Origin of the sequence: Paenibacillus glycinis (assembly GCF_009909185.1) — a bacterium.
GTDB lineage: Bacteria > Bacillota > Bacilli > Paenibacillales > Paenibacillaceae > Paenibacillus_Z > Paenibacillus_Z glycinis.
This window is the reverse complement of the sequence record NZ_JAAAMV010000018.1, coordinates 89800-114656: the sequence shown is the minus strand read 5'-3', so window position 1 is coordinate 114656 and position 24857 is coordinate 89800. Positions and strand designations below refer to the sequence as shown.

Below are 24857 nucleotides of genomic sequence, written 5' to 3'. Positions count from 1 at the left end.
AAAAAATCCCCGAGCCGCATCCGGCAAGGGGATTTTTTGATTCGGTTCAAGTCTTGTCAGGGATTCACCGGCGGCAATTGGGTGACGTAGCTGTCCGATAGCTGAAGCAGCTTGAGCGCCCGATTATACTGATCCTCGGTCGTCGGCACGGCCGACTGCGCATTGCCGTGCAGCGGATGGTTGGTCCCGTCCTTGAACGAGGTGCCCGGAACGAACATCTCGGTATCCGTAATCAGCGAACCCGAAGGCAAGTAATAACGTTCGGGCAAAATATTCGACGGTTGGTTGAGCAGGTCCTGTCCGAAGTGAATATGGTCCTGCAGCGAAATGCCGAGGAGGTTCGCGACGGTCGGCATAATATCGGATTGGCCGCCGGTTTGCTTGAGCTCCATCGGCGTCGCGACGCCGGGCGAAGAAATGATGAGCGGAATGTTGATCATGTCCGTATTCCCGTATTCGCGGCCGTAAATTTCTTTCATCAGCTTCTTCTCGTCGCTGTTCAGCGAGTAGATCGGGAGACCGAGATGGTCGCCGTAGATGACGAAGACGCTGTTATCCCAGATGCCGCGTTTCTTCAGATCGTCGATGAACAGCCCCAGCGAATAATCGGCGTAGTTCTGCGCGCGAATATAATCGCCGACGAACGTCCCGTCGTAGCGGGCCGGCAGCTTGATCTTGTATTTTCGCTCCGGAATCGTGAACGGATGGTGGGACGACATGGTGATCAGCTGCGAGTAGAAAGGTCCGGCTTTCTGCATCTCGTCCAGCTTTTCGGCCGTCTTCTGGTACAGCACTTCGTCGGACGGACCGAAGAAGACCGTGTCGTCTTGGCCGAAGAAGTTCTGGTCGTAATACTTTTCGAACCCGATGGCTTTATACAAGTCGGACCGGTTCCAGAATTCCACGAAATTCGTATGGAACGTCGCGGTCTGGTAGCCGCTCGCCTGCAGCAGTTTGGGCAGGCTCGGCAGCGCCCGATCGGTATAGACGACGGAAGCGGCTCCAGTGGGCGGCGTATAGAAGGACGTATTCACGACGAACTCGGCGTCGGAGGTGTTGCCTTGTCCGACCTGCTGGTAGAAGTTCGAGAAATAAATATGCTCCTTGGCCAGCTTGTTCATGTTCGGGGTTACTTCCTGCCCGTCGATCTTCAAGCCGATCAGAAAATTTTGGAACGCTTCCATTTGCACGATGATCAGATTCTTGCCTTTCGCTGCCTGCCAATATTTCGGCGAAGCCGGCTCTTGGATGCCTTTCTGCTCATCGATGGCGGCCTGCGTAATCTCGCTCATCGGCACCGTCGGCTGCTTCGGATCGGAGAAGAGCGTGTACAGCTCATAATTGAGGATGCCCATATCTTCGGCTTTCACGATCTCGTTCATGCTCGCCCGGTTCGGCAAAATATTGAAGAGGCAGAGCGCCAGCGAGACGATGAAGACGACGGAAACGATCGCGCGGTTGATCGGCAGCTGGCTGAGCCGTTTCCAGTTGACGGCGTGCTTGCGCCGCAGCAGCAGGTAGAAGAACACGATAATATCCAGGAAGATAAACAAATAATAGGGATCGAGAAGCGAGAACACGCTGCTCTTCACAGCGGTCACCTGATTGACCTGCTCGAGCGCGTGATACGTGACGATAATGCCGAAATACTTGTAATACATGATGACGGCGAAGAAAATCGCGGTCACGAGCAGGTTTACCGTTACGTAGTAAACGAGCTTACGCTTCGACGCAAACCATTCGATCAGGCAGAACAGCAGCCAGAAGAACGGCATTTCGGTTACGAGCAGCGTCCACGACGGACCCCCGTCGAAAATAACGAAGTAAGCAAGCATGCTTTTAATGACCAATAGGATGGTAAAAAAGATGAACGGCTTGACCTCGAACAACCGTCGGAATGACCATGCGGGCATGAAAATATCCTTCCTTTCAAAACGCGTACTGCAATTCTCATAACGTTCATTATGCTCCCAATCATAAGGATTTGTCAAAATGGCAATGAAGCGAAATACTGGCGTCATCCCATGGTATACTGGGTCTGAAACGAACTGTTACCCGGAGAGGATTGCCGACCGTCATGATCGCATTCAAAACAAAGCTGGATTCCGTCAAGCTGAGCCTCGGGCCTCGAGCGTGGCATAATTTCCGTATCGATGTAGGCGCTTCCGTATTATTCAGCTTCTTTAATGTCGTGTTCAACCAGTTTTATCTTCCGATGGCCATTCAGCAGGGAGCGTCCAATCTGCAGGTCGGCATTATTTCGGCCGCGCCGGCGGTCGGGCTGCTGTTCTCGCCGCTATGGGCCGCTATCATCGAACGGTCGGATCCGAAGCCGTACGTCGTCGTCCCGAACCTCGTCGCGCGGGCGCTGATCGTGCTGCCGGCGCTCTTCGGCGTGCCGCTCGTCTATGTCGCCGCCGCGCTTTGCTTCCAGATGCTGATGGGCATCCAATCGCCCGGCTACGCCGCGCTCGTCATTCGCATGTACCCGCCGGAGCATCGGGGCAAGCTGATGGGCAACACCCGGGTCTTCATGGGCGGACTGATGGTTCCCGTGGCGTTCGTCATCGGCAAATGGACCGACGCGACGGGGCCGACGGGGCCGCTGCTGTTCGCCGCGGCGACCGGCGTGCTGTCCATTCTCGTATTCTCGCGCGTCAAGGCGCGGAAAGCCGCGCCGCCGAAGCTGCTCGGAGCCAAGCGGTTCAATCTCGGCGAGCAGCTGCAGCTCGTCAAGCAAAACAAGGAGATCGCCGTCTTCTTCCTGGCCTGCACGTTCACCGGCTTCGGCAATCTCGTGGCGGTGCCGCTGTACAATATCATGCAGGTCGACCGGCTCGAGCTCTCCAATACGCAGATCGGCATCGCCCGCGCGACGTACTTCGTCTGCTTGCTCTCGTCCTATTACGTATGCGGCCGCGTCATCGACAAGCTGTCCGCGAAGCACACGGTCGCATTCGGGCTGGCGGCCTTCAGCATCGTGCCGTTCTGTTACGCGCTGCTCGGCAATTACGGCGCGGTACTGATCGGAAGCGGCATCCAAGGAATCGGCGACGCGATATGGGACATCGGCTTCCTCGCCTATATGTTCCGGCTCGCGCCGGGGCGGGAAGCGGTCGTCGTCGGATTGCATTTCATGCTCTTCGGCGTCCGGGGCACGGTCGGCCCGCTGCTCAGCACGTACTTGTCCGACGCGGTACCGTTGTCGTATCTGTTGTCCGGCGCCGGCTGCTTTGGACTTGCCGGACTCGCGACGTTCATCGTCTATAACGGCGGGAAACTCGGATCGAGGGGAACGTCGAGGCGATTGGGCGGATAAAAGAAGCCTCCGCGGCTGCCGGGGTACGTCCCAGGCGCCGCGGAGGCTTTTTATGATTGGCGTAATGCCTTGATGCGCGTTCCCTTTATACGGCAAGCTCCCGTTTGCGGAAGAAGGATTTCAGCGCGTTGTACACCTCGCCTTTTTCCTTGATGACATAGTGCATGAAGTTCGGCAAATTGATGTGCTTGTAGGCGGACATCAACGTGCTCGAACGGTTGTATTGGTTGACCTCGCCGTAGCCGAACAAGTTGGCCCGTTTCAGCAGCTCGCCGATCAGCTTGACGCAGCGCTCGTTGTCGCTCGTCAGGTTGTCGCCGTCGGAGAAATGGAACGGGTAGATGTTGTACATGGAAGGCGGGAAGCGGTTGTCGATGATATCGATGGCCTTGATGTAGGCGGAGGAACAGATCGTGCCGCCGCTTTCGCCGCGGGTGAAGAATTCTTCCTCGGTCACTTCCTTCGCTTCGGTATGATGCGCGATGAAGACGATTTCCACGTGCTCGTATTGATGGCGGAGGAAGCGGGTCATCCAGAAGAAGAAGCTGCGGGCAACGTATTTCTCGAAGCTCCCCATGCTGCCGCTCGTGTCCATCATCGCCAGGATGACGGCATTGGATTGCGGCTTTACGATTTCCTCCCAGGTCTTATAGCGAAGATCGTCCGGCGAGATGTCGTGAATGCCGGGCGCGCCGCTTGTCGCGTTGCGCTTCAGATTCTCGAGGATGGTCCGCTTCTTGTCGATGTTCGACATGATGCCCTTCTTGCGGATGTCGTTGAACCGGATTTCCTTCGTTTCCAGCTGGTCGCGGTCCTTTTGCTTCAGGAAGGGCAGCTCCAGCTCCTCGAACAGCATCGTTTCGAGCTCCGCGAGGCTGATCTCGGCTTCGACGATATCGTCGCCGGGCTGATCGCCGGCGTTCTCGCCCTTGCCGCCCTTCTGCGAAGCGGGATCGACGCCGAGCACGTCCCCGACCTGGCTGTCGCCGTCGCCTTGGCCGACATGCTTGTTTTTGTTGAAATTATAGACGAAGCGGAATTCATCCAAGCTGCGGATCGGCACTTTGATGACCTGCTTGCCGTCCGACATGATAATATTTTCCTCGGAGACGAGGTCCGGCAAATTTTGCTTGATCGCCTCGCGGACTTTCTGCTGGTGTCTGGCTTGATCCTGATGCCCTTTCCGGTGCAGCGACCAATCCTCGCGCGACACGGTATACAGCGTTCCATTATTATCTGCCATGCGTAGACACCTCCCAAACCGATTGAGCTTGTTGTTATTCATTGTATTCACGTCGCGGCTCGATATGTGAGGCAATATGCCCGCATGCGGTCCCCGGCGCAATTCCGGAAGCGGCGTGCGGGCATGACAAAAGGAGGGACGGCGGTCGCCCGCAGTCCCTCCTTGCGTTTGTTCGCTATGCGGTTCCGCCCATCGCAAGCCCAAGCATGAAGAGGGCGATAAACCCGACGGGCAGCAGCGCGTTCACGACGATGCCGATGACGGGGAACGCTTTGTGCTTGCCTTTGGCGCAGGCGCCGACGATGCCCAGAATCAGCCCGACGAGGCAGCAGGCGGAGGAGAGCAGCATCAGCAGGCCCGCCGTGACGATCGGCATCAGATCGCCGAGATCGCCGTTCCCGTTTTCGAGCTCCGACAGGAAGGTCTCGTAGTTGCCCTCGTTCCCGATCTGGTCCATAATAAATGAAGTCGTCACGATAATGGCGACGACGGCAACGACCAGGCCGACGAGTCCGATAACGAACGAAGCGATGCCCAATTTGGATTGGGTTTTCTTCGGCGGATCATCGGGAGTCGGGAAGGATGCATCGCCGCCGGGCGGGTAATCGTACCGATTCGGTTCTTGCTCACTCACGGAGATCCACTCCTCTATGCGGTCGTTCGATATCGTATATTCTAACTCATTTGACAGACATTGGAAAGGATGAAGGAAGGAAGATGTTTAACAAATACGGGGCGTACGGCGCGATTCATGCGCTGCTGGCCGTTGCGCTGGGCGCATTCGGCGCCCACGGGCTGAAGGACAGATTGACCGAGGAAATGCTGAACGTATTCGAGACGGGCGTCCGCTACCATATGTTTCACGCCATCGGATTGCTGCTTATCGCCTTGGCCGCCGATCGCATCGGCAAAAACGACCAACGGATCCGATGGGCCGCCCGCCTGATGCACCTGGGAATCTTCCTGTTCTCGGGAAGCCTGTACGCGCTAAGCTTGTCCGACGTGAAGTGGATCGGCATCATTACTCCGTTCGGCGGTCTCGCGTTCATCGTAGCGTGGGGGCTCGCCGCCTATTCCATCTGGAAAGCCAAAAGCAGCAGCGATTAAGGGCCGTGCATGTCGGTTCTTCTACGTGAACCGCCGCTGCGCATGCACGACAAACGAGCCGCTCCGCGCCGATTACGAAGGCGGGAGGGGCTCGTTTTAGTTTGAGGATAGTCTAAGGGGGGCTCGCCGAGGTTAAGTGAAATCGTCGATTTCGTTCAGGCTGAACGTATAGACTTGTTTCTCGTCCACATGGTATACCGTCAAGATTTGGGTCGACTCGTCCAAGTTAATGAGGCGGCACGGAATGCTCAGCCGGATGCCGAAGCCTTTGTTGACCGTAATGCGAATCAAGGTGTTGTTCGCGATAAAGCCTTTGATGCGGTCCGTGACGGATGGGGCAGGTTCCGTATCCGCCTGCTGTCGAGGCGAAGGGAGCTCGACGGGGATCGCCCTGGGCTCGGCCTGCGCTTCCAGCGTTTCGATCAACCTGCCCAGCTCCACCCCCGATTTGATTCGGTAATCGGCGAATCCGGCTTTATTCAGCAGGCGGAGCAGCAGCTCCAGAGCCTCGGCGGCGGATCCGCTTTCGACGAGCAGGTCTACGTTAAACAAATGGGCGTCTGACTGTTTTTCGCTTTTGTGTTTGGGGTTCATTTTCCGGCTCCAATTAGTTCTTTAGGTAAATTCATCATACCACCAAAGCCCTAATTTAAGTAGTCCCATTGCTTCTTTATGTCTTTGTTAACCGGTATATCCGCCAACACTCCGCGGCGCGGCGCAGCATATAGTGAAGAAGCGATTTCCCGAAGGGAATGCTGGAGCGGCAAGCGCGGGAGGAGGTGGCTCGGATGATGCGAATGGTGCCGATTTCGCTTGCGGACGGCAGTACGGCTCTCGGCGTGGAAGTGCTTCTGCCGAAGACGACGCTGTTGGCCGTCGCGACGGATAAAGGCTATATCATGTGCGGCGCGCTCGACGTCGCGCTGCTGAACGAACGGTTGAAGGACCGGGGCATTATCGCCGGCCGTGCGGTCGGCGTGAGGACGCTGGAGGAATTGATGGCGGCTCCCCTCGAATCGGTGACGGGAACGGCCGAAGCGCTTGGCATTACGGTAGGCATGAAAGGGGCGGACGCCCTTCTCTTGATGGTATAGATAGCGATGTTCGAGCCCTCCTGCAACGGTCGGCCGCGACGTTCTTTTCCGGACGTTCGGTGCGGCAGCGCTGGAGGGGTTTTTTTTGTCAGGATTTTACTTGGGACGAACAAGGAGATTCGACAGGTTCTGTCAAATTGTTCGATTAGGCTCGCATCGGCCAGCCTGGAAAGCGGGGGAATACATATGGTAAAGCCAACGGAATACACGGCCTCGGGCCAACCGGTCTACAAGTACGAGCTGCGGGAACGGGAGTGGGAAGCGCCGGACTTCGGCGAAGAAGGCTGGATGGAGAAAATCCAGTCGCACGTGGAAAGTCACTACGGCGAGGTGGAGGCCGTGTTTCACGAGATCATTTCCGATCTCGTGCATGTGGACGTGCACTGGATCAAACCGTCGCCGGGACGGAACTATCACACGTTGTTCACGACGGGCATGAGCTACAAGCCGATGAATGCGCCGGAACCATTGCCGGATTATCGGTACGCGGAGTTGATGGTGTTCCTGCCGGCGTCTTGGCCTATTTCGCAGGAGGCCTTTCAGAACATGGACCATTATTGGCCGGTCTTCTGGCTGAAGAAGCTGGCGAGGTTTCCTCATGAATACGGCAGTTGGCTCGCGATCTCCCATACGATGCCGAACGGGAACCCCGCGAAGCGGCTGTCCGCCCGAACGAAGCAAAACGGATTCGTGCTGCTTCCGCCGCTCGATGCGGCTTCGGAGTTCCAGACGCTGCGGATGGACGAGGAACGTTTGATCCGTTTCTACGCCATCGTGCCGTTGTACGAAGAAGAAATGCAGGTTAAGTTGGATCGCGGCTTCGACGCGCTCATCGAGAAACTCGAGCAAGGCGGGGTCAGCCAGCTCATCCACGAGACCCGCGCCAACGTAGGCAAGAAACCGTCCTGGAAGTTTTGGTGACGGTCGGGAATTAAGTCGATCCGGACGCAAATCGATCAAACGGCGTTCAATCGGGCCGGAAAGCGAAAAGGCAGCACGGCGCAGGGATTCATGCGCGGGCTGCCTTGTTCGTGCGGGTGCTGCACGCCGTTTATAAATCGGCGAACAGCGCTTTGAGATTTACGTCGAACGGAGGGCGAATGATGCCTTTCTCCGTAATGATCGCGGTCACGTATTCGTTCGGCGTCACGTCGAAGGCGGGGTTGTACACCTTTACGCCTGCCGGTGCCGTGCGCTTGCCGAAGCCTTCCGTAATCTCCTCCGGGCTGCGCTCCTCGATCGGAATCTCGGCGCCGGACGGCGTGTTCAAGTCGATCGTCGACAAGGGACAAGCCACGTAGAACGGGATGTTATGCGCTTTGGCGAGCACGGCGACGCTGTACGTGCCGATCTTGTTCGCGACGTCGCCGTTGGCCGCGACGCGGTCCGTTCCGACGATGACGGCGTCGATCCAGCCTTTGCTCATGACCATCCCGGCCATGTTGTCGCAGATGAGCGTCACGTCGACGCCGGCCTGCTGCAGCTCGAACGCGGTCAACCGCGCGCCTTGCAGGACGGGACGGGTCTCGTCGGCGAATACGCGGAGACTGATCCCTTGTTCCAGCGCGAGATAGAACGGCGCGAGCGCCGTGCCGTATTTCGCCGTTGCCAGTCCGCCCGCGTTGCAGTGCGTCAGCACGCCCATGCCGTCCTGGAAGAGCGTCAGCGCATGCTCGCCGATGAGGCGGTTCGTCGCTTCGTCTTCGCTTTGAATGGCGATCGCTTCTTGGAGCAGCGCTTCCTTGCTGCCCGCCAGGTCAAGATCGGATGCGGCGAGCGTCTCCGCGCGGGCCGTCATCCGGTCGAGCGCCCAGAACAGATTGACGGCGGTCGGCCGCGATGTCGCGAGATGGGCGGCCGCGTCGCGCGCCGCTTGGAGCCACGCCGACTTCTCGCCGGCTGCGTCTCGGCTGCCCAGCACGACGCCGTAAGCGGCGGCGATGCCGATGGCCGGCGCCCCGCGGACTTTAAGGTGGCGAATCGCCTCCCAGACATCCTGCGCGGAGACGAGCGACAGGTAGACGATCTCTTCCGGCAGCAGACGCTGGTCGAGCAGATCCAGATGCGAGCCTGACCAGATGACGGATTGCAAGCCTTGATAAGCGGTAGATTCCATGATGTCGTACTCCTTTCTTTATGCCTTGACCGCTGCCGAAGCCGCAAGAACGGTATCGACGAGCTGGTTGATGGAAACGGCGCCGCGGTTCAGCTTGATGAGCGATTTGCCGATGCGCAGGGCCAGGCGCTGCGCGCGCTCGCGAGCGGCAGCGTCTGCGAGCTTGTCGATGTCCGCGACATGCGCCAGGCCGACGATGCGCCGGACCATTTTGCAGCCGGCGAAGCCGATCGTGTCCTGCAGAACGCGCTGCATGTAGTGCTCTTTATAGCCCGGCGCGGCATTTGCCAGCCGATCTACCCCATGCTCGTTCCACAATGCCAGGAATTTGGCCTCGAACTGCGCCCAGACGTCGGTGACGGTATCGAGCAGATAAGCGCGGTAATCTTCGCGTTCGGCATCGGATCCGTCCCTGCCTTCGCGCGATGCGTAGTTCAGGAGCAGGTTCCCGAGCACGGCGCCGATATCGAAGCCCATCGGACCGAAGTACGCGAATTCCGGATCGATGACCTTGGTCGATTCCGGCGTGATGAAGATGCTGCCCGTATGCAGATCGCCGTGGAGCAGCGCCTGCGCGTGCGTCAGGAACTTCTCGCGAAGGATCGCGACTTCCAGATGAAGCTCGCCGTCGCTCCACAGCGCCAGCGCTTCGTCGCGAATCGTTTCTTCGAAGCTGTTCGATTCGGCGTCGCGGTACGGATCGTCGAAGATGAGATCCTCCGTGATCTTGCATAGCTCGGGATTCGTGAAGCTGCGGGACAGCAGTTTCTTCTCCTGTTGGTTATGCCCGAGGTCGCTCGTGAAGAACAGCGTTTGCGCGAGGAAGGTCGAGATATGCCCGGCGAAGAGCGGGTAGCGGGAGCCGTTCATCAGGCCTTGACGCATGATGATATGATCGCTCAAGTCCTCCATGCCCGTAAGCGCAAGCTCCTGATCGTAGAAATACACCGCCGGAACGAGGCCCGGCGCAAGCTTGCCTTCCAGGCGGAGCGCTTCGCTTTCGATGCGCGCGCGGTCGAGCGTGAGCGGCCAGGATTCGCCGACGACCTTCGCGTAAGGGAGCGCTTGTTTCAGGATGATGCTGCGTCCCGCGGCGGGATCCGCGATATGAAAGACCAGGTTCAGGTTGCCGTCTCCGATCTCGCGGCAGGTAAGCTGCGCGTCCGGTTGAAATACGCCGTCCAGGCCGCGGGCGATGGCAATGGCCTCCGTTACGTCTAAAGGATGATAAGCAGACAAGAATAGTCCACCTCCGAATCGTTATAGTTGAAGTTCGGGCCAGCCGTGCGTACGCTTCGACCCCAAATAAGTATAGTATAGCGAAAATTATTTCGCGTTGGAATACCTCGGTTTGTTATAATGATTCTAAATGGATCGAAGCGAGGTTGAAACGAACATGGGCAGCGATAACGAAATGGATCAAAAAATCGCGCTGAAGGAATGGGCCGTGGCGGTCAAAGCCCTTGCAGAAGGCAAGCAGATCATGGTGCTCCGCAAAGGAGGTATCGCCGAGGAAACGAAGGATTTTCAGCTGAAGTCGCCGCGCTTCTTCCTCCTTCCGGCATACGAGCATCAACGGCCGGAGCTGCTGAAGGAAGCGTACAGGGACGATCTGCAAGCCGTCTTGGACGCGTGGACGCCGGGATCGTCGACCGTGGAGATCGCCGCTTACGCCGAAGCGGCGGACGATATCGAGATTCACGATCAAGCGACCGTGGATCTGCTCGCGGATTATCACATCTGGACGGATACATTTACCGAAGAGCGTCTAAAATGGAAAAGGAAGCAGCCGCTTCATCTGCTGCTGCTGCGCGTCTACTTATTAGACCGGCCTGTGCGGCTTCCGATGCAAGAAGCATACACGGGCTGCAAATCCTGGGTGAACTTGGAGCCGTTCGCGGCGGATGCTGTCGCGCATCCGGTTCTGAGCGACGAGGAATTCGAGCGGAGGACGGCGGAGATTCGCGCCGCGCTAACCCGGTAGACGGGCCTGAACCCCATGCGGGGACTAGGGCCGATTGCTTTATGGCAGAAGTTATACTAAGATATAATTGAGAATCAGTGAGAATCAATTTAGAGTAATTACTAAAGAGGAATTGTTTCAATATGAAACAACGCGACTTTTCGGAGGGAGCAGTATACCATGGCTACACATTTTAAAATCGATGGCTTGAAAGCCGCCATTGAAGGCAAAGAGATTTTGAAAGGCATCAACCTTGAAATCAAGGGCGGGGAAGTTCATGCCATCATGGGGCCGAACGGCACGGGCAAGAGCACGCTCGCGTCGGCGCTCATGGGTCATCCTAAATACGAAGTCACGGAAGGCGAAGTCGAGTTGAACGGCGAAGCGCTTCTGGAGATGGGCGTCGACGAGCGCGCGCGCGCCGGACTGTTCCTGGCCATGCAATACCCGAGCGAAATCACGGGCGTGACGAATTCCGACTTCCTGCGCAGCGCGATCAACGCCCGCCGCGAAGAAGGCAAGGAAATCTCGCTGATCAAATTCATCCGCCAGATGGAAGGCAAGATGAAAGAGCTCGAGATGAACCCGGAATTCATGCACCGCTACTTGAACGAAGGCTTCTCCGGCGGCGAGAAGAAGCGGAACGAGATTCTTCAAATGATGATGCTGGATCCGAAAATCGTCGTGCTTGACGAAATCGACTCCGGTCTCGATATCGACGCCCTCCGGATCGTCGCGAACGGCGTGAACGCGATGCGTTCCGAAGAACGCGGCTTCTTGATCATCACCCACTATCAGCGCCTGCTGAACTATATCACGCCGGATTTCGTGCACGTCATGATGCAAGGCCGCATCGTGAAATCGGGCGGACCCGAGCTTGCGGAACGCCTTGAGAACGAAGGCTACGATTGGGTCAAGGAAGAACTCGGCATCGTGGACGAAACGGTCGGACAGGTTTAATCGGAGGAGGAGCAAGTGAAATGAGCACACAACTATCAACTCCGGTAAACCGCCAAACCGTTTCGGCATTGTCCCAAAGCAAAGGCGAGCCGGCATGGCTTGAAGGAGTCAGAACGAAAGGCGTCGAACTGGCGGAAACGCTGGAATGGCCGACGCCCGAGAAAGTCCGCATCAACCGCTGGAATTTGATGGCGGTGGGCAATTACAAGGCACAAGCCGCGATCGCTTCGGCCGAGGAACTGCCAGAGACCGTGCGCGAGTTGGCGGGAACGGCTCCGGCTGGCTTGATCGTGCAGCGCAATTCCGCCAGCGTGCTCCGTCAGCTCGCGCCGGAATTAGCTGCGCAAGGCGTCATTTTCACCGATTTGGAGACCGCGGCCCGCGAGCACGGCGATCTCGTGCAGCAGTATTTGTTCCAAGCCGTTCCGCAGGACGAGAACAAGCTGACGGCGCTCCAATCGGCGATCTGGAACGGCGGCGTATTCCTGTACGTGCCGAAGAACGTCGAAGTCGAGCTGCCGCTGCAGGCGCTGCTCTACAGCGACGACGCGGAAGCGTCCTTCGCGCCGCGCGTGCTTCTCGTAGCCGACAGCCACAGCCGCGTCACGTACGTGGATAATGTGGTAAGTACGTACGGAGGCTCCGCGCAGCCGATCACAAAGCAGTCGATCATTGAAGTCATCGTCAGACCGGGCGCGCATGTTCGTTACGCCACGGTTCACAATATGGAAGACAACCTGATCGACCTGACCATCCGCCGCGCCGTCATCGAGAACGACGGCCGCATCGAATGGATCATCGGCGATCTGCATGACGGCCACACGCTGTCGGATACCCAGTCCTTGCTGAAAGGCAACGGCTCGTCATCGGACGCGAAGGTTATCAGCATCGGTTCCAAAACGCAGCAAATGAGCCTCACGACCGGCGCGGTCCATTTCGGACGCAATACCGAGAGCGACATGGTGACGCGGGCGGTAATGAAGGATCAAGCGACGGCGATCATCAACGGCGTGACGAAGATCGAGAAGGGCGCCACGAAGTCGAACGGCCAGCAGACCGAGAAAGTGCTGATGCTGAGCCCGAAAGCGCGCGGCGACGCCAACCCGATCCTGCTGATCGACGAAGACGACGTCAAGGCGGGCCACGCGGCGAGCGTCGGCCAAGTCAACCTCGAACAAGTGTACTATCTGATGTCCCGAGGCATTTCGAAAAAGGATGCGGAGCGCTTAATTATTTACGGATTCCTGGCCCCGGTCGTGACGGAAATTCCGATCGAGGCGGTACGGGAACAGCTCCAGCGTCTGCTGGAAAGGAAGCTTGAAGGATGAATGTGCAAGCGATCAGGGAGCAATTTCCGATCCTGCATCAAAACGTAAACGGGCATCCGCTCGTTTACCTGGACAGCGCGGCGTCTTCCCAGAAGCCGCGTTCCGTCATTGATGCGGTCAGCCGGTTTTACGAGCACGACAATGCCAACGTTCACCGCGGGGTTCATACGCTCGGTTCGCGCGCGACGGACGCCTACGAAGGCGCGCGCGAGAAAACGGCCAAGTTTCTGAACGCGGCCAGCCCGCAGGAGATCATCTTCACGCGGGGAACGACGACGGCGCTCAACCTCGTTGCATCCAGCTATGCCAGAGCGGTCTGCGGCGAAGGCGATGAGATCGTCATCACGCAAATGGAGCATCACTCCAATCTCATCCCTTGGCAGCAAGCCGCGAAAGCGACCGGTGCGACGCTCAAATATATTCCGCTTCAGAAGGACGGCTCCATCCGGCTCGCGGACGTCGAAGCGACCGTCACGGATCGGACGAAGCTCGTCTCGGTCATGTACGTGTCCAACGTCCTCGGCGTCGTGAATCCGATCAAAGAGATTACGGCGATCGCGCATAAGCACGGCGCCAAGATGGTCGTCGACGGCGCGCAAAGCACGCCGCACATGAAAGTCGACGTGCGCGATCTCGACTGCGATTTCTACGCGTTCTCGGGCCACAAGATGTGCGCTCCGACCGGCATCGGCGCGTTGTACGGCAAGAAGGCGCTGCTAGAGGCGATGGAGCCGGTCGAATTCGGCGGCGAAATGATCGATCACGTGGATCTGTACGATTCGACGTGGAAGGAGCTTCCATGGAAGTTCGAGGGCGGCACGCCGATCATCGCCGGCGCCGTAGGGCTCGGCGCGGCGATCGATTTCCTCAACGAAATCGGCCTCGACGAGATAGAGCGGCACGAGCATAAGCTTGCCGCGTACGCATACGACCGCCTCAGCACGATCGAGGGGATCTCGATCTTCGGTCCCGTCGAGAACCGGGCGGGTCTCGTGACGTTCAACTTGAACGACGTTCATCCCCACGACGTGGCGACGGTGCTGGATACGAAAGGCATTGCTATTCGCGCGGGCCATCACTGCTGCCAACCGCTCATGCGTTACCTGAATGTTTCTTCGACGGCAAGAGCAAGCTTTTATCTATACAATACCGAAGAGGACGTTGATCGGCTTATTGACGGCCTCCATCAGACAAAGGAGTTCTTCGGTTATGGAATTGGATGATTTGTATCGCAGAGTCATTATGGATCATTACAAAAACCCGCGTAACCGCGGCACTTTGGACGACGAAGCGCTCACGATCAACCTGAACAATCCCACTTGCGGCGACCGCATCACGCTGCAGCTGCAGGTGGAAGGCGGCGTCGTGAAGCAGGCGAAATTCACCGGCGAAGGCTGCTCCATCAGCATGTCCTCGGCTTCCATGATGACGGAAGCGGTCAAAGGCAAAACGACGGAGGAAGCGCTGGCGCTGGCCGAGAAATTCTCGTCGTTGGTCAAAGGCGAAACCGCCGAATTCGACGAGCTGGAAGATATCGAAGCGTTGTCCGGCGTCACGAAATTCCCGGCGCGGATCAAATGCGCGACGCTCTCCTGGAACGCATTGCGCAAAGGAATCGAGCTTCAACAGCAGCAATAACGAACGCGCTCCTGCGCGAAGCATAGAAGCAAGAAGAAGGAGGCAATCACAATGGCGAAGCAAATGCCCGATTTGGAAGAGTACAAGTATGGCTTTCGCGACGAGCATAAGGCGATTTTCCAATCCGGTAAAGGGTTGACGCCGGAAGTCGTCCGCACGATTTCGGAGATCAAGGGCGAGCCCGAATGGATGCTGGAGTTCCGTCTGAAGGCGCTCGAGCAATTCAACAAAATGCCGATGCCGAAGTGGGGCGGCAACATGGACGACCTGGATTTCGACGATATCCAGTACTACGTCCGTCCGTCCGAGAAGCAAGGCAAGACGTGGGAAGAGGTTCCGACGGAGATCAAGGAAACGTTCGACAAGCTGGGCATTCCGGAGGCGGAGCAGAAGTTCCTCGCCGGCGTATCCGCGCAGTACGAATCCGAGGTCGTTTACCACAGCATGCAGGAAGACCTGGAGAAGCAGGGCGTGATTTTCACCGATACCGATACCGCGCTTCGCGAATACCCGGAGATCTTCAAGCAGTACTTCGGTACGATCATCCCTCCGGCCGACAATAAGTTCGCTGCGCTTAACAGCGCGGTATGGTCCGGCGGCAGCTTCATCTACGTGCCGAAAGGCGTCAAGTGCGAAATTCCGCTGCAGGCGTACTTCCGGATCAATTCCGAAAACATGGGCCAATTCGAGCGTACGCTGATCGTGGCCGACGAAGACAGCTTCGTGCACTACGTCGAAGGCTGCACGGCTCCGATCTACAGCACGAACTCGCTGCACAGCGCGGTCGTCGAGATCCTCGTGCTCAAGAACGCCCGCTGCCGCTATACGACGATCCAGAACTGGGCGCCGAACATCTACAACCTCGTGACCAAACGCGCGGTTGCGGAAGAGAACGCGACGATGGAATGGGTCGACGGCAACATCGGCTCCAAGCTGACGATGAAGTACCCGGCTGTCGTTCTGAAAGGCCGCGGCGCGAAAGGCATGGTGCTTTCCATCGCCGTAGCCGGCAAAGGCCAGCATCAGGACGCAGGCGCCAAAATGACGCATCTTGCGCCTGATACGACGTCGACGATCGTTTCCAAATCGATCAGCAAGCACGGCGGCAAAGTGACGTACCGCGGCTTGGCATCGTTCGGACGCAACTCCGAAGGCTCCAAAGCGAACATCAAATGCGATACGCTGATTCTGGATAACCAATCGACGTCGGATACGATTCCGTACAACGAAATCATGAACGACAACATCACGCTCGAGCATGAGGCGACGGTATCCAAGGTGTCCGAGGACCAGTTGTTCTACCTGATGAGCCGCGGACTGACGGAAGCGGAAGCGACGCAGATGATCGTTATGGGCTTCATCGAGCCGTTCACGAAAGAACTGCCAATGGAGTACGCGGTCGAGATGAACCGTCTGATCAAGTTCGAAATGGAAGGCTCGATCGGTTAATTCGTCCGAGCGGCCAATCGATGCAAAGAAAAGCTCCGAGACCGGCTTCTTGCGAAGCCGCGTATCGGAGCTTTTCTCATGACGCGGATAATGGCGGATACTACATAAACACATGCTTTACTTCCAGGCTGCGCTCGACCGTTAAATCGATAAAACGCTCTTCGACGCGGATCAGGGGCCTGAAAAATTCCGAGGAATGCGTCATGATGATCGTGCCGGTCTCGCCGGTTTCCAATTCGACCTGCTTGCCGATGAAATTCGGGATCATATGCCGAATGAAGGTATGCGTCGTTTCCGGATCGAGCTCCGAGAAGCTCATTCGGTACAACTCTTTGAGCACGAACAGCAGATCGCGCTTCTTCTGATAAACCCGCGATGAGATCATGGCGCTGTACACGTCGGCCACGGCGACGATTTTGGAGACGGGATGCATGTCCGAGCCGGCGATGCGATTCGGGTAACCGGTACCGTCGATCCGCTCATGATGCTCGAGCGCAACGGTAGCCGCGAGCGAAGCGCCGAACGAATCCGTGATGATGCGATGGCCGAAGATCGTATGCTTCTTGATCGTCTCGAACTCGTCCGTGGACAGCTTGTCCGGTTTGTTCAAGATGGCTTCCTGGATCTGGCATTTGCCGATGTCGTGCAGGAAGCCGGCTTGACCGATCTTGACCGCTTCTTCTTCGCTGTAATCGAGCCATGAAGCGAGGAAATAAGCCAACATGCCGACCTGCACGGAGTGCTGGTACGTATAGTCGTCCTTCGTATTCAACAATAGCAGCATGGAGACGACGTCGCGCTCCATTCTGAAGTTGTCGACCAACGGCTGGAACGTATGCACGACGTCGTCTTCCACGATTTTGCCGTTCTGGAAGGCTTCCATGAACAATTGCTCGCAGCCGCTGACCGCGTCTTGATAGATCGGCTCTACGGTAGGGAGCCATTTCGGGCTCAGCCCGGATTCGATCGTGCGTATCGCCGGTTCTTCCGATGGTCTTGCGTCGATGTCGACGTAATCGATCTGATGCTGGAAGAGCTTCGATATTTCCCTCGCGAATAAATCCGTGCCCTTGGAGAGTACGTGCAGTCCATAGGAGTTGAATGTATCGTGGCTTAACTTGTCCCCGGCTTTAAGCTCCGTCACGTGTATACGCATGATCCACCTCTAAGCGGCTATGAAATAGGCAATAGGTACGTCAATGGTAGCAATAAAATGTAAATTTGGCAATAAGAGCATATAGTGGAACTAGTGCTATATTCCTTATCGGCATGCAAGGCTTTACATGTTAATGTTTCTTTAACGAGCCGCTATCGCCCCTGCGCGATCGGATTCCACGGACCCAGCTGAGAGCCTTTCCATTCGGAACCGTCTTCCCAGATCTCGCGTTTCCAGATGGGCACGATTTGTTTCAGCCGCTCGATCGCGTAACGGCTTGCCTCATAGCAAGCATCGCGGTGGGGGGAGGACACGGCGATCACGACGCTGACCTCGGCGATATCCACGACTCCGGTCCGATGCCAAATGGCGCATTTCGTTCCGGGCCAGCGCGCCTCGATCTCTTCCCCGATCTGTTCCAGCGTTTTGACGGCCATGGGGACGTAAGCCTCGTATTCGAGCCGGACGGTTCGCTGTCCCTGCGTCCACTCTCTCGTCGTACCCGTGAAAGTAAGGGTCGCGCCGTTATCGGGGACGATGACAAGCGCCGTCACGGCCTCGACGGACAACGGATCGGAAGTGACCCGGTATCGGTCCTCCTGCGCGGAGGATGTCCCGGCGGCAGGCCCTGTATCCTCGCCGCCCGATACGGGCGGGAGCAAGGCCAATTCGTCCGCGGCATGCAGCAGTTGGCCATCGGCCGCATAGGCCTGGTTGCGGGCCATGAACGAGATGGCGATGAGCGCGGCATGCGCAGGGTAAAGCTCGGCGAGCGTTTGTTTCAGCCGCGCCACGGTAAGCTCGTCATGCGGGAGCTCGAGCTGAATGGCAGGACTGCCGAATCGATCGGACAGGCCGGCAAACAGCTGAATATTCCACGTCACAGTCATGTCTATAACCCCTCGTCTTCATATGTTATTGATCCCCACAGCATACCATAATGAGTTCAAAAATGTTATGCTAGAGGCAGAAACGGGAACAACGCAAAGGAGAGTGCGTGCCATGTCAGCCCTAACAGATCGATTCGGACGCGTTCATGATTATTTGCGCATTTCCGTGACTGATCGCTGCAATCTGCGCTGTTTGTACTGCATGCCCGAAGAAGGCATGAAGTTCGAGCCGCCCGAAAATTTGCTCGGCTACGAGCAGATCGCGGAGGTCGTCCGCACCGGGGCGAGACTCGGCATCACGAAGCTTCGGATAACCGGCGGGGAACCGCTCGTACGGCCGGGACTGCCCGGTCTGGTGAGAGAGCTTGCTTCTATCCCGGGCATCCAGGACATATCGTTAACAACCAACGGCGTTATGCTCGCGGAGCATGCGGAAGAGTTAAAGGCCGCGGGGCTTAAGCGGGTGAACATCAGCCTGGATACGCTCGACTCCGCGCGGTTTAAGTTCATCGCGAGGCGCGGAGAATTGCAGCGCGTTCTGCAGGGCATCGAGGCGGCCGCGAGCGTCGGTTTCGCGCCGATCAAATTGAATTGCGTCCTGCTGAAAGGCGTCAACGAGGACGAAATCGCCGCATTTCTGGATATGGCGGCCAAGCAGCCGCTGCATGTCCGCTTTATCGAATATATGCCGATCGGCCACGCCGACGACAACTGGCGGAAGCATTATTTGCCGCTGTCGCGGGTGTTGGAAATCGCGCAGCAGAACAAGCTGGACGTGGAGCGGATCAGCGACGTGCTCGGCAACGGTCCCTCCGACGATTATCGAATCAAAGGCGGCGTCGGCACATTCGGCTTGATTCACCCCGTGAGCGACCAATTCTGCTCGCGCTGCAACCGGCTCCGGTTGACGGCCGACGGCAACCTGCAGCCTTGCTTGTACTGGGTGGACGAACTGAACGTAAAGCCGGCCTTGGGCAGCGCGGCCGAGATGGAAAAGCTGTTCTTGCGCGCGCTGGATATCAAGCCGCGGAATCACGAGATGGCCGCGAAGCTGGCGGACGAATCGCAGTCGCACGAACCGACGGCGCGCCGCATGTCTCAAATCGGCGGGTAAAACGGCCGGTTCGGCGCGATGCCGCAGCAGATGAAGAAAGGAAGCGGCCAATGACGCACATGATAACTGTTTATTATCCCGGCCTTCAGCCGGTCAAGACGATCCCGGAGGATATGGCCCGTCTGGCAGGCCGCGTTTTTCAGGCGTCCGATCGCGTCCCGGGCGCCGCGGGCGAAGCGTTCGACATCGGCGAATGGTTGGCACGATTTCGCGAGCAGCAGGGAATCGACCCGCAGGCGCCCCTGCCGACGCATTTGAAGATCGAGGCGGCCGATACGTTCGAGGCGATCATCCCATGGGAACAGCTGACGGACGCGTCGGTTCAGTTCGCCATCGACGGAGCGCCATTGCTCAAGAACGGACCGATCCGGCTCTACGTGCCGAACGGGTCAAGCGAGTGCTTGAACGTCAAAAGCGTGGTCGGCTGCCGGTTCTTGCAGGATGAAGAGAAGCGCGGCGAAGCATCGTTCGGATTCAAGCAGACTTTCTCAGCGGATGAGATGCGAATCAAGCGTTGAATCGCGCAACCGGGAGGCAAGCATGAGGGATATGGCAACGAATGCGCCCGATGTCGTCCTGCTTCACAGCAACGACATTCACAGCAGGCTGGAACAAGCGGCCAAAATCGCGGCATACATCGAAGAAGCCCGGGACACGCACGGCGTCAATCGCGTGTTGGCTCTGGATATCGGGGATCATATGGACCGCATGCGGGTCGAGACGGAAGCGAGCGACGGCCTGGCGAATATCGCCTTGCTGAACGCGGCCGGGTACGAAGCCGCGACGCTCGGCAACAACGAAGGCTTGACCTTTACGCCGGAGCAGCTGGACGAGGCTTTCGGCGCGGAGGCGAAATTCAAAACGGTATGCGCGAACCTGTACCGGAGGGAAGCGGGAACGCGCCCGTCCTGGCTGCTGCCGCACGCGATAATCGAGAAAGCCGGCGTTCGCTTCGGCATCGTCGGAGTCACGGCTGCGTTCGCGGAGTTTTACGAACTGCTGGGCTGGGAGGTGACGAATCCGCTTGTTGCGGTCGCGGAGCAAGTCGCGGTCGTTCGCGACGAGGTCGACGTGGTCGTCGTGCTGTCCCATGTCGGGCTGCCGCTCGACCGGCGGATGGCGGAATCGATTCCCGGCATCGACCTGATCCTGGGCGGGCATACGCATCATTTGCTGGAGGAACCGGAGATTATCGGCGAGACGCATATTTGCGCGACGGGGAAGTACGGAGAATATGTCGGCCGCGTGGAAGTCCGGTTCGACGGCGGGAAGCGTCCGGCTTTCAAGGCGACCTGCGTGCCGATGACGGACTATCCCGAGGAACCGGATGCGAGAAGCATCATCAATGCGTATCATCGAGGCAGCGTGGAGCGCCTCGGGCGGGTGATCACCGTGCTTGAAGCTCCGTTGCCGGCATTGGCGGATCGGGAATCGCCGCTCGTCAATCTGCTCGCCGCGGGATTGCGGCGCTGGACGGGGGCGGAAATCGGCATCGTGAACGCCGGACAGCTGCTCGGCGGACTTACGGCCGGCAAAGTGACCGCCGGCGAGCTCCACGCGTTATGCCCGTCGCCGATCAATCCGTGCCGGATCAAGCTTTCCGGCAGGGATATCCGGATCAGCCTGGAGCAATCGCTGCAGATCGGCTTTATCGAGAAGCAGATCCGCGGCTTCGGCTTCCGCGGGTCGGTGCTCGGAACCTTGGCCGTGGACGGCATGGTTATTCGTTACGATCCGATGGGGCCGCCGAACGCCCAGATCGCTTCCATCTCGGTCGATGGGCAAGAGCTCGACGATAACCGCGACTACGCGGTTGGGACGATCGACATGTTTACGTTTGGGGCCGGCTATGAGAAAATCAAGAACGGCACGGACATCGCGTATTTTTTGCCTGAATTTATCCGTGACGTGCTCGAACGGGAGCTGCAGGACCGAGATGCGGTCGCCGACAGCTTTCGGGAGCGATGGCTCTCCCGTTAATCGGGCCGGCGAAGCGATGTTAGTCCGGAAATCCGTCGTCTATACGAATGACACCGCTTTTGTATTCATTGTTGCACGTTAAGTATGTTTCAGGAGGGTTCCATGGGAGACATTATTCATTCGATTATTTTGGGGATTGTGGAAGGCTTGACCGAGTTTCTGCCCGTATCTTCGTCGGGGCACATGATTTTGACGAACAAGCTGCTTGGCATCGCGTCTGACGACCAAGCCATCGTCACGTTCGAGATCATCATTCAATTGGGAGCCATTCTCGCGATGGCGCTCGTTTACCGGCAACGGATCGCCGATTTGTTCGGCCTCTCCCGCAAGACGGTATCGCTTGGAACGTTCGGCGACGGCCGTTCCGCTGCCCGCAAGAAGTTGAACCTCATTCACGTCGCGCTCGGCATCGTGCCGGCGATGCTGCTCGCTTACGTGCTGAAGGACGTCATTAAAGGCGAAGGCTTTAACCAAGCCCCGGTTCTCATCTCCCTTGTCGTCGGCGGGATCTATATGATCGTCGCGGAGAAGCTTTCCAATTCGGGCCGCATCCGTGTCAAGGCGGAAACGATGGACGATATGACGTACCGCCAAGCATTCATGATCGGGCTTCTGCAATGTTTATCGCTCTGGCCGGGATTCTCGCGTTCGGGCTCCACGATCGCCGGCGGGATGCTGACGGGGACGAGCTATAAAGCCGCCGCGGACTTTTCCTTCCTGATGGCGATTCCGATCATGGTGGTCGCCTCCGGGTACGAGATGCTCGACAGTTACAAATACATCACGGGCGACAACCTGACCTTTTTTATCGTCGGTTTCCTCGTATCCTTCGTCGTGGCATGGCTCGTCATCGTGCTGTTCCTGCGCTTCATCCAGAAAGTCAAGCTGACGCATTTCGCGATTTACCGGTTTATTCTAGCAGCGCTGTTCTGGGTTTTTGTCATGAGATAGGAAAATTTTGTCGACATTTGGCGAAACTGTTCTTGCTCTTTTTCCTTAAATCCCTTACATTAACATTACGAGGTAATAGTCCTAAGCGTATAGGAAAATAGAAGCAAGGCAGGGGTCGATAGGATGCGTTTACTGCCCATTCATTTGTGCCAGCCCGGCATGAGGCTCGCGAAGAAGATTTATTCCGAAGAGGGCCTTGTTTTGCTCGGTGCGGACGTCGAATTAAATCATAAGCTCATCACCCGCCTCTATGAATGCGGCATTCATTACGTGTACATCCAGGATCCCCGTACGGCTGACCTGGTCGTGCCGGATCTCATCAGCGAGGAAACGAGACACCGCGCGCTAACCGAGATCCGTACGAATTTCCGGAACCTGATGGACAGGCCCAACCGCAAGAGCGGCGTCACCTACCCTTATATCGGAAAGTCGTTTCGCCAGATCATGGGGATGGTCATCGACGATCTGACCGGGCAGAAGGACGCCATGGTCATGTTGATGAACATGGGCATCGTCGATAACTATTTGTTCAATCATTCGCTGAACGTGTCGGTCTATACGACCGTGCTCGGCATCGCGAACGGCTATTCCCGGGACGAGCTCATGACGCTCGGTCTCGGCGCCGTTCTGCACGATATCGGCAAGACGCAGATCAGCGTGAATATCTTGAAGAAGAACGACAACCTCTCCCGGGACGAATACGAGGAGATGAAGCGTCATGCGGAGCGAGGCTATTATCTGCTCAAGGATGAGCCGAACATTCCGCTGCTCGCCGCCCACTGCGCCTACCAGCATCATGAACGGCTCGACGGCAGCGGTTATCCGCGCGGCATCAAGGGCGACGAGATTCATGAATACGCAAAGTGGATCGGCATCGTGGATTCCTACGACGCGATGACGACAACGCGCGTATATCGCAATCCCATGCTCCCGCACGAAGCGGTAGAATCGTTGTACGCCGGAACGGGGACGCTGTACGAGCAGCGCATGCTGCAGCTGTTTCGGGACAAAGTCGCGATTTATCCGCTCGGCGTGACCGTCCGGCTGCAAACCGGCGAAGTCGGCGTCGTCGTTGATATCAATTCGTCCATTCCGCATCGACCCGTCGTTCGGGTGCTGAACGACGAAGCGGGACAGGAGCTCAAAGCGCCGTACGAAGTGGATTTGTCCAAGCAGCTTACGACGATGATCGTCAGCGTGAACGAGAACCAGGCGCTGGCCGAAGCAGCGAGTTCGTAATGACGGATACCTGGCCGGCAGCAGAATATGAAGGTCCGAGGAGCCGTTCGGGCTCCTTTTGTCATGCCGCTGCAAGAACGAACGCTAATCGCCCAAGTCCGGGCCGTTTGCATCATGCCGCAATGGACATTACAATAAGAGGAAAGCAACGAAGAGTGACATGTAATTATGAAAAGTCAGGTGCTGAACACAATGTTAAATGCAATACCTTCGCCCTTTACGCCCAAGAATGATCCTTGGGACCCGATTCTCTCGCTGCGGAGCCATGGACGCCACCGGCTGACGAGCGTGGAGATGACGCTTACCAATCTCTGCAACATGCGCTGCGAGCATTGCGCGGTCGGCGATTCGCTGGTGCTCTCGGAGCCGGAGAAATTGCCGCTCGACTTGATGCTGCGCAGGCTCGACGAGATCGAACACTTGAAGACGATCAGCATTACCGGCGGGGAACCGACCTTCTCGGAACGCGCCGTCAAGGACTATATGATCCCGCTGCTTCAATATGCCCGCAGCCGGGGTATATTTTCTCAAATCAACTCGAACATTACGCTGGATTACGGCAGGTATGAGGCGATCGCGCCGTACCTCGACGTCATGCATATTTCGTTCAACTACACCTCGGCGGACGATTTTCACGAGATCGGCTTTGCCAAGAGCGGCCATCCGGTGCCGCAAGCCGTCGCCGCGCGGATGTACGACCGGATGCTGGAGAACGCGAGAAAGCTGAGCGACGGCGGACTGTTCGTATCGGCGGAATCGATGATCAACTATCGCACGCACCGCAAGATGCCGGACATTCACCGCCTTATCGCCGAAATGGGCTGCCGCCGCCACGAGGTGCATCCGATGTATCCGAGCGCGTTCGCCGCGGATCTGCCGGTCATTACGCCGGCGCAGATGCGCGACGCGGTCGGCGATCTGCTGGATCACCGCAATCCTGACCTATGGATGCTGTTCGGCACCCTTCCGTTCTACGGCTGCAGCGAGGATGCTTTGGATCGTGCGTTGCTGAAGCGGCTGGCGAATGAGCCCTTGGTCACGGTCCGCAACGATCCGGACGGACGCAACCGGCTGAACGTGAATTTATTCACGGGCGACGTGTTCGTTACCGATTTCTCGGACGTGCCGGCGTTCGGCAATATCCGGAACAGCCGCTTGGACAACCTGTTCGACCGCTGGCTGTCCCATCCGCTCGCGAAGAGCGTGGATTGCCATTGTCCCGCCGCGGGCTGCTGCGGTCCGAACTTGCTCGTGAAGGACATGTATTACCGCGACGTGGATTTCGGCACGCGCCAAGCGATCTTGTAATC

The 24857-nt window shown here is 57.6% G+C and carries 24 protein-coding genes; 16 read left to right on the top strand and 8 right to left on the bottom strand.

The genetic code is table 11. The annotated features are described in order from the left end of the window. Nucleotides 1-56 precede the first annotated feature (56 nt). The gene (locus tag GT019_RS19805) at nt 57-1913 is read right to left on the bottom strand and encodes an LTA synthase family protein (protein ID WP_161744921.1); all 1857 of its coding nucleotides are present in this window, start codon (nt 1911-1913) and stop codon (nt 57-59) included. Nucleotides 1914-2077: 164 nt separating this feature from the next. On the opposite strand from GT019_RS19805, the gene GT019_RS19800 reads away from it, so the two are divergent. After that, entirely contained in the window at nt 2078-3319 is a 1242-nt protein-coding gene (locus GT019_RS19800) for an MFS transporter (RefSeq protein WP_161744920.1), read from the top strand. An 85-nt stretch (nt 3320-3404) separates the two neighbouring features. Here the strand turns inward: GT019_RS19800 and yhbH are convergent, their stop codons facing one another. Next, entirely contained in the window at nt 3405-4562 is a 1158-nt protein-coding gene (gene yhbH, locus GT019_RS19795) for a sporulation protein YhbH (protein ID WP_161744919.1), read from the bottom strand. A gap of 175 nt (nt 4563-4737) precedes the next feature. Further along, the gene (locus tag GT019_RS19790) at nt 4738-5196 is read right to left on the bottom strand and encodes a hypothetical protein (RefSeq protein ID WP_161744918.1); all 459 of its coding nucleotides are present in this window, start codon (nt 5194-5196) and stop codon (nt 4738-4740) included. An 83-nt stretch (nt 5197-5279) separates the two neighbouring features. Here GT019_RS19790 and GT019_RS19785 point away from each other — a divergent pair, with 83 nt between their 5' ends. After that, nucleotides 5280-5669 (top strand): DUF423 domain-containing protein, encoded by a 390-nt coding sequence (locus GT019_RS19785; RefSeq protein WP_161744917.1) that lies wholly within the window; start codon nt 5280-5282, stop codon nt 5667-5669. A gap of 132 nt (nt 5670-5801) precedes the next feature. On the opposite strand, the gene GT019_RS19780 is transcribed toward GT019_RS19785, so the two are convergent. Beyond that, a complete protein-coding gene (locus GT019_RS19780) occupies nt 5802-6263 on the bottom strand; it encodes a hypothetical protein (RefSeq protein ID WP_161744916.1) in 462 nt (153 codons plus the stop codon). Nucleotides 6264-6457: 194 nt separating this feature from the next. Between GT019_RS19780 and GT019_RS19775 the strand changes: the two genes are divergently transcribed. Together GT019_RS19775 and GT019_RS19770 are read left to right on the top strand one after the other, a co-directional pair. Further along, the gene (locus tag GT019_RS19775) at nt 6458-6763 is read left to right on the top strand and encodes a YunC family protein (RefSeq protein ID WP_161744915.1); all 306 of its coding nucleotides are present in this window, start codon (nt 6458-6460) and stop codon (nt 6761-6763) included. Nucleotides 6764-6949: 186 nt separating this feature from the next. After that, on the top strand, nt 6950-7684 hold the full coding sequence (locus GT019_RS19770) for a suppressor of fused domain protein (protein ID WP_161744914.1): 735 nt from the start codon (nt 6950-6952) through the stop codon (nt 7682-7684). A 130-nt stretch (nt 7685-7814) separates the two neighbouring features. Here the strand turns inward: GT019_RS19770 and mtnA are convergent, their stop codons facing one another. Together mtnA and mtnK are read right to left on the bottom strand one after the other, a co-directional pair. After that, nucleotides 7815-8879, bottom strand: coding sequence for an S-methyl-5-thioribose-1-phosphate isomerase (gene mtnA, locus GT019_RS19765; protein ID WP_161744913.1), 1065 nt, complete (start codon nt 8877-8879; stop codon nt 7815-7817). A gap of 18 nt (nt 8880-8897) precedes the next feature. Further along, nucleotides 8898-10118, bottom strand: a complete 1221-nt coding sequence (gene mtnK, locus GT019_RS19760) for an S-methyl-5-thioribose kinase (RefSeq protein ID WP_161744912.1) — start codon at nt 10116-10118, stop codon at nt 8898-8900. Between the two features lie 157 nt (nt 10119-10275). On the opposite strand from mtnK, the gene GT019_RS19755 reads away from it, so the two are divergent. From GT019_RS19755 to sufB, 6 genes are all read left to right on the top strand, one after another. Then, nucleotides 10276-10863, top strand: coding sequence for a DUF1802 family protein (locus tag GT019_RS19755; protein WP_235948725.1), 588 nt, complete (start codon nt 10276-10278; stop codon nt 10861-10863). A gap of 159 nt (nt 10864-11022) precedes the next feature. Beyond that, nucleotides 11023-11802 (top strand): Fe-S cluster assembly ATPase SufC, encoded by a 780-nt coding sequence (gene sufC, locus GT019_RS19750; protein WP_161744911.1) that lies wholly within the window; start codon nt 11023-11025, stop codon nt 11800-11802. Nucleotides 11803-11822: 20 nt separating this feature from the next. Then, nucleotides 11823-13130 (top strand): Fe-S cluster assembly protein SufD, encoded by a 1308-nt coding sequence (gene sufD / locus GT019_RS19745; RefSeq protein WP_161744910.1) that lies wholly within the window; start codon nt 11823-11825, stop codon nt 13128-13130. Beyond that, entirely contained in the window at nt 13127-14353 is a 1227-nt protein-coding gene (locus GT019_RS19740; protein WP_161744909.1) for a cysteine desulfurase, read from the top strand. The genes sufD and GT019_RS19740 overlap by 4 nt, the downstream gene beginning before the upstream one ends. Beyond that, nucleotides 14340-14768, top strand: coding sequence for a Fe-S cluster assembly sulfur transfer protein SufU (sufU, locus tag GT019_RS19735; RefSeq protein WP_161744908.1), 429 nt, complete (start codon nt 14340-14342; stop codon nt 14766-14768). The genes GT019_RS19740 and sufU overlap by 14 nt, the downstream gene beginning before the upstream one ends. Before the next feature lie 51 nt (nt 14769-14819). Next, the gene (gene sufB / locus GT019_RS19730) at nt 14820-16217 is read left to right on the top strand and encodes a Fe-S cluster assembly protein SufB (protein ID WP_161744907.1); all 1398 of its coding nucleotides are present in this window, start codon (nt 14820-14822) and stop codon (nt 16215-16217) included. A gap of 100 nt (nt 16218-16317) precedes the next feature. On the opposite strand, the gene GT019_RS19725 is transcribed toward sufB, so the two are convergent. Then, the gene (locus tag GT019_RS19725) at nt 16318-17373 is read right to left on the bottom strand and encodes an HD-GYP domain-containing protein (protein WP_161744906.1); all 1056 of its coding nucleotides are present in this window, start codon (nt 17371-17373) and stop codon (nt 16318-16320) included. A gap of 152 nt (nt 17374-17525) precedes the next feature. After that, nucleotides 17526-18263, bottom strand: coding sequence for a molybdenum cofactor biosynthesis protein (locus GT019_RS32320; RefSeq protein WP_161744905.1), 738 nt, complete (start codon nt 18261-18263; stop codon nt 17526-17528). A 112-nt stretch (nt 18264-18375) separates the two neighbouring features. Here GT019_RS32320 and moaA point away from each other — a divergent pair, with 112 nt between their 5' ends. The 6 genes from moaA to yfkAB all read left to right on the top strand — a co-directional run bounded on the left by moaA (nt 18376) and on the right by yfkAB (nt 24855). Next, the gene (gene moaA, locus GT019_RS19715; protein ID WP_161744904.1) at nt 18376-19377 is read left to right on the top strand and encodes a GTP 3',8-cyclase MoaA; all 1002 of its coding nucleotides are present in this window, start codon (nt 18376-18378) and stop codon (nt 19375-19377) included. Between the two features lie 50 nt (nt 19378-19427). Next, nucleotides 19428-19895: a hypothetical protein gene (locus GT019_RS19710; RefSeq protein WP_235948713.1), complete on the top strand. Its 468-nt coding sequence runs from the start codon at nt 19428-19430 to the stop codon at nt 19893-19895. Between the two features lie 22 nt (nt 19896-19917). Then, a complete protein-coding gene (locus GT019_RS19705) occupies nt 19918-21357 on the top strand; it encodes a bifunctional metallophosphatase/5'-nucleotidase (protein ID WP_235948710.1) in 1440 nt (479 codons plus the stop codon). Between the two features lie 102 nt (nt 21358-21459). Continuing rightward, nucleotides 21460-22308, top strand: a complete 849-nt coding sequence (locus tag GT019_RS19700; protein WP_161744903.1) for an undecaprenyl-diphosphate phosphatase — start codon at nt 21460-21462, stop codon at nt 22306-22308. Between the two features lie 123 nt (nt 22309-22431). Further along, entirely contained in the window at nt 22432-23547 is a 1116-nt protein-coding gene (locus tag GT019_RS19695) for an HD-GYP domain-containing protein (protein ID WP_161744902.1), read from the top strand. Between the two features lie 192 nt (nt 23548-23739). Next, entirely contained in the window at nt 23740-24855 is a 1116-nt protein-coding gene (gene yfkAB, locus GT019_RS19690) for a radical SAM/CxCxxxxC motif protein YfkAB (protein WP_161744901.1), read from the top strand. Nucleotides 24856-24857 lie beyond the last annotated feature (2 nt).

What these genes read in the sequence shown, in the direction of transcription:
- GT019_RS19805 (WP_161744921.1), bottom strand. Translation starts at nt 1,913, where the DNA reads ATGCCCGCATGGTCATTCCGACGGTTGTTCGAGGTCAAGCCGTTCATC.
- GT019_RS19800 (WP_161744920.1), top strand. Translation starts at nt 2,078, where the DNA reads ATGATCGCATTCAAAACAAAGCTGGATTCCGTCAAGCTGAGCCTCGGG.
- yhbH (WP_161744919.1), bottom strand. Translation starts at nt 4,562, where the DNA reads ATGGCAGATAATAATGGAACGCTGTATACCGTGTCGCGCGAGGATTGG.
- GT019_RS19785 (WP_161744917.1), top strand. Translation starts at nt 5,280, where the DNA reads ATGTTTAACAAATACGGGGCGTACGGCGCGATTCATGCGCTGCTGGCC.
- GT019_RS19780 (WP_161744916.1), bottom strand. Translation starts at nt 6,263, where the DNA reads ATGAACCCCAAACACAAAAGCGAAAAACAGTCAGACGCCCATTTGTTT.
- GT019_RS19775 (WP_161744915.1), top strand. Translation starts at nt 6,458, where the DNA reads ATGATGCGAATGGTGCCGATTTCGCTTGCGGACGGCAGTACGGCTCTC.
- GT019_RS19770 (WP_161744914.1), top strand. Translation starts at nt 6,950, where the DNA reads ATGGTAAAGCCAACGGAATACACGGCCTCGGGCCAACCGGTCTACAAG.
- mtnA (WP_161744913.1), bottom strand. Translation starts at nt 8,879, where the DNA reads ATGGAATCTACCGCTTATCAAGGCTTGCAATCCGTCATCTGGTCAGGC.
- GT019_RS19755 (WP_235948725.1), top strand. Translation starts at nt 10,276, where the DNA reads ATGGGCAGCGATAACGAAATGGATCAAAAAATCGCGCTGAAGGAATGG.
- sufC (WP_161744911.1), top strand. Translation starts at nt 11,023, where the DNA reads ATGGCTACACATTTTAAAATCGATGGCTTGAAAGCCGCCATTGAAGGC.
- sufD (WP_161744910.1), top strand. Translation starts at nt 11,823, where the DNA reads ATGAGCACACAACTATCAACTCCGGTAAACCGCCAAACCGTTTCGGCA.
- GT019_RS19740 (WP_161744909.1), top strand. Translation starts at nt 13,127, where the DNA reads ATGAATGTGCAAGCGATCAGGGAGCAATTTCCGATCCTGCATCAAAAC.
- sufU (WP_161744908.1), top strand. Translation starts at nt 14,340, where the DNA reads ATGGAATTGGATGATTTGTATCGCAGAGTCATTATGGATCATTACAAA.
- sufB (WP_161744907.1), top strand. Translation starts at nt 14,820, where the DNA reads ATGGCGAAGCAAATGCCCGATTTGGAAGAGTACAAGTATGGCTTTCGC.
- GT019_RS19725 (WP_161744906.1), bottom strand. Translation starts at nt 17,373, where the DNA reads ATGCGTATACACGTGACGGAGCTTAAAGCCGGGGACAAGTTAAGCCAC.
- GT019_RS32320 (WP_161744905.1), bottom strand. Translation starts at nt 18,263, where the DNA reads ATGACTGTGACGTGGAATATTCAGCTGTTTGCCGGCCTGTCCGATCGA.
- moaA (WP_161744904.1), top strand. Translation starts at nt 18,376, where the DNA reads ATGTCAGCCCTAACAGATCGATTCGGACGCGTTCATGATTATTTGCGC.
- GT019_RS19710 (WP_235948713.1), top strand. Translation starts at nt 19,428, where the DNA reads ATGACGCACATGATAACTGTTTATTATCCCGGCCTTCAGCCGGTCAAG.
- GT019_RS19705 (WP_235948710.1), top strand. Translation starts at nt 19,918, where the DNA reads ATGAGGGATATGGCAACGAATGCGCCCGATGTCGTCCTGCTTCACAGC.
- GT019_RS19700 (WP_161744903.1), top strand. Translation starts at nt 21,460, where the DNA reads ATGGGAGACATTATTCATTCGATTATTTTGGGGATTGTGGAAGGCTTG.
- GT019_RS19695 (WP_161744902.1), top strand. Translation starts at nt 22,432, where the DNA reads ATGCGTTTACTGCCCATTCATTTGTGCCAGCCCGGCATGAGGCTCGCG.
- yfkAB (WP_161744901.1), top strand. Translation starts at nt 23,740, where the DNA reads ATGTTAAATGCAATACCTTCGCCCTTTACGCCCAAGAATGATCCTTGG.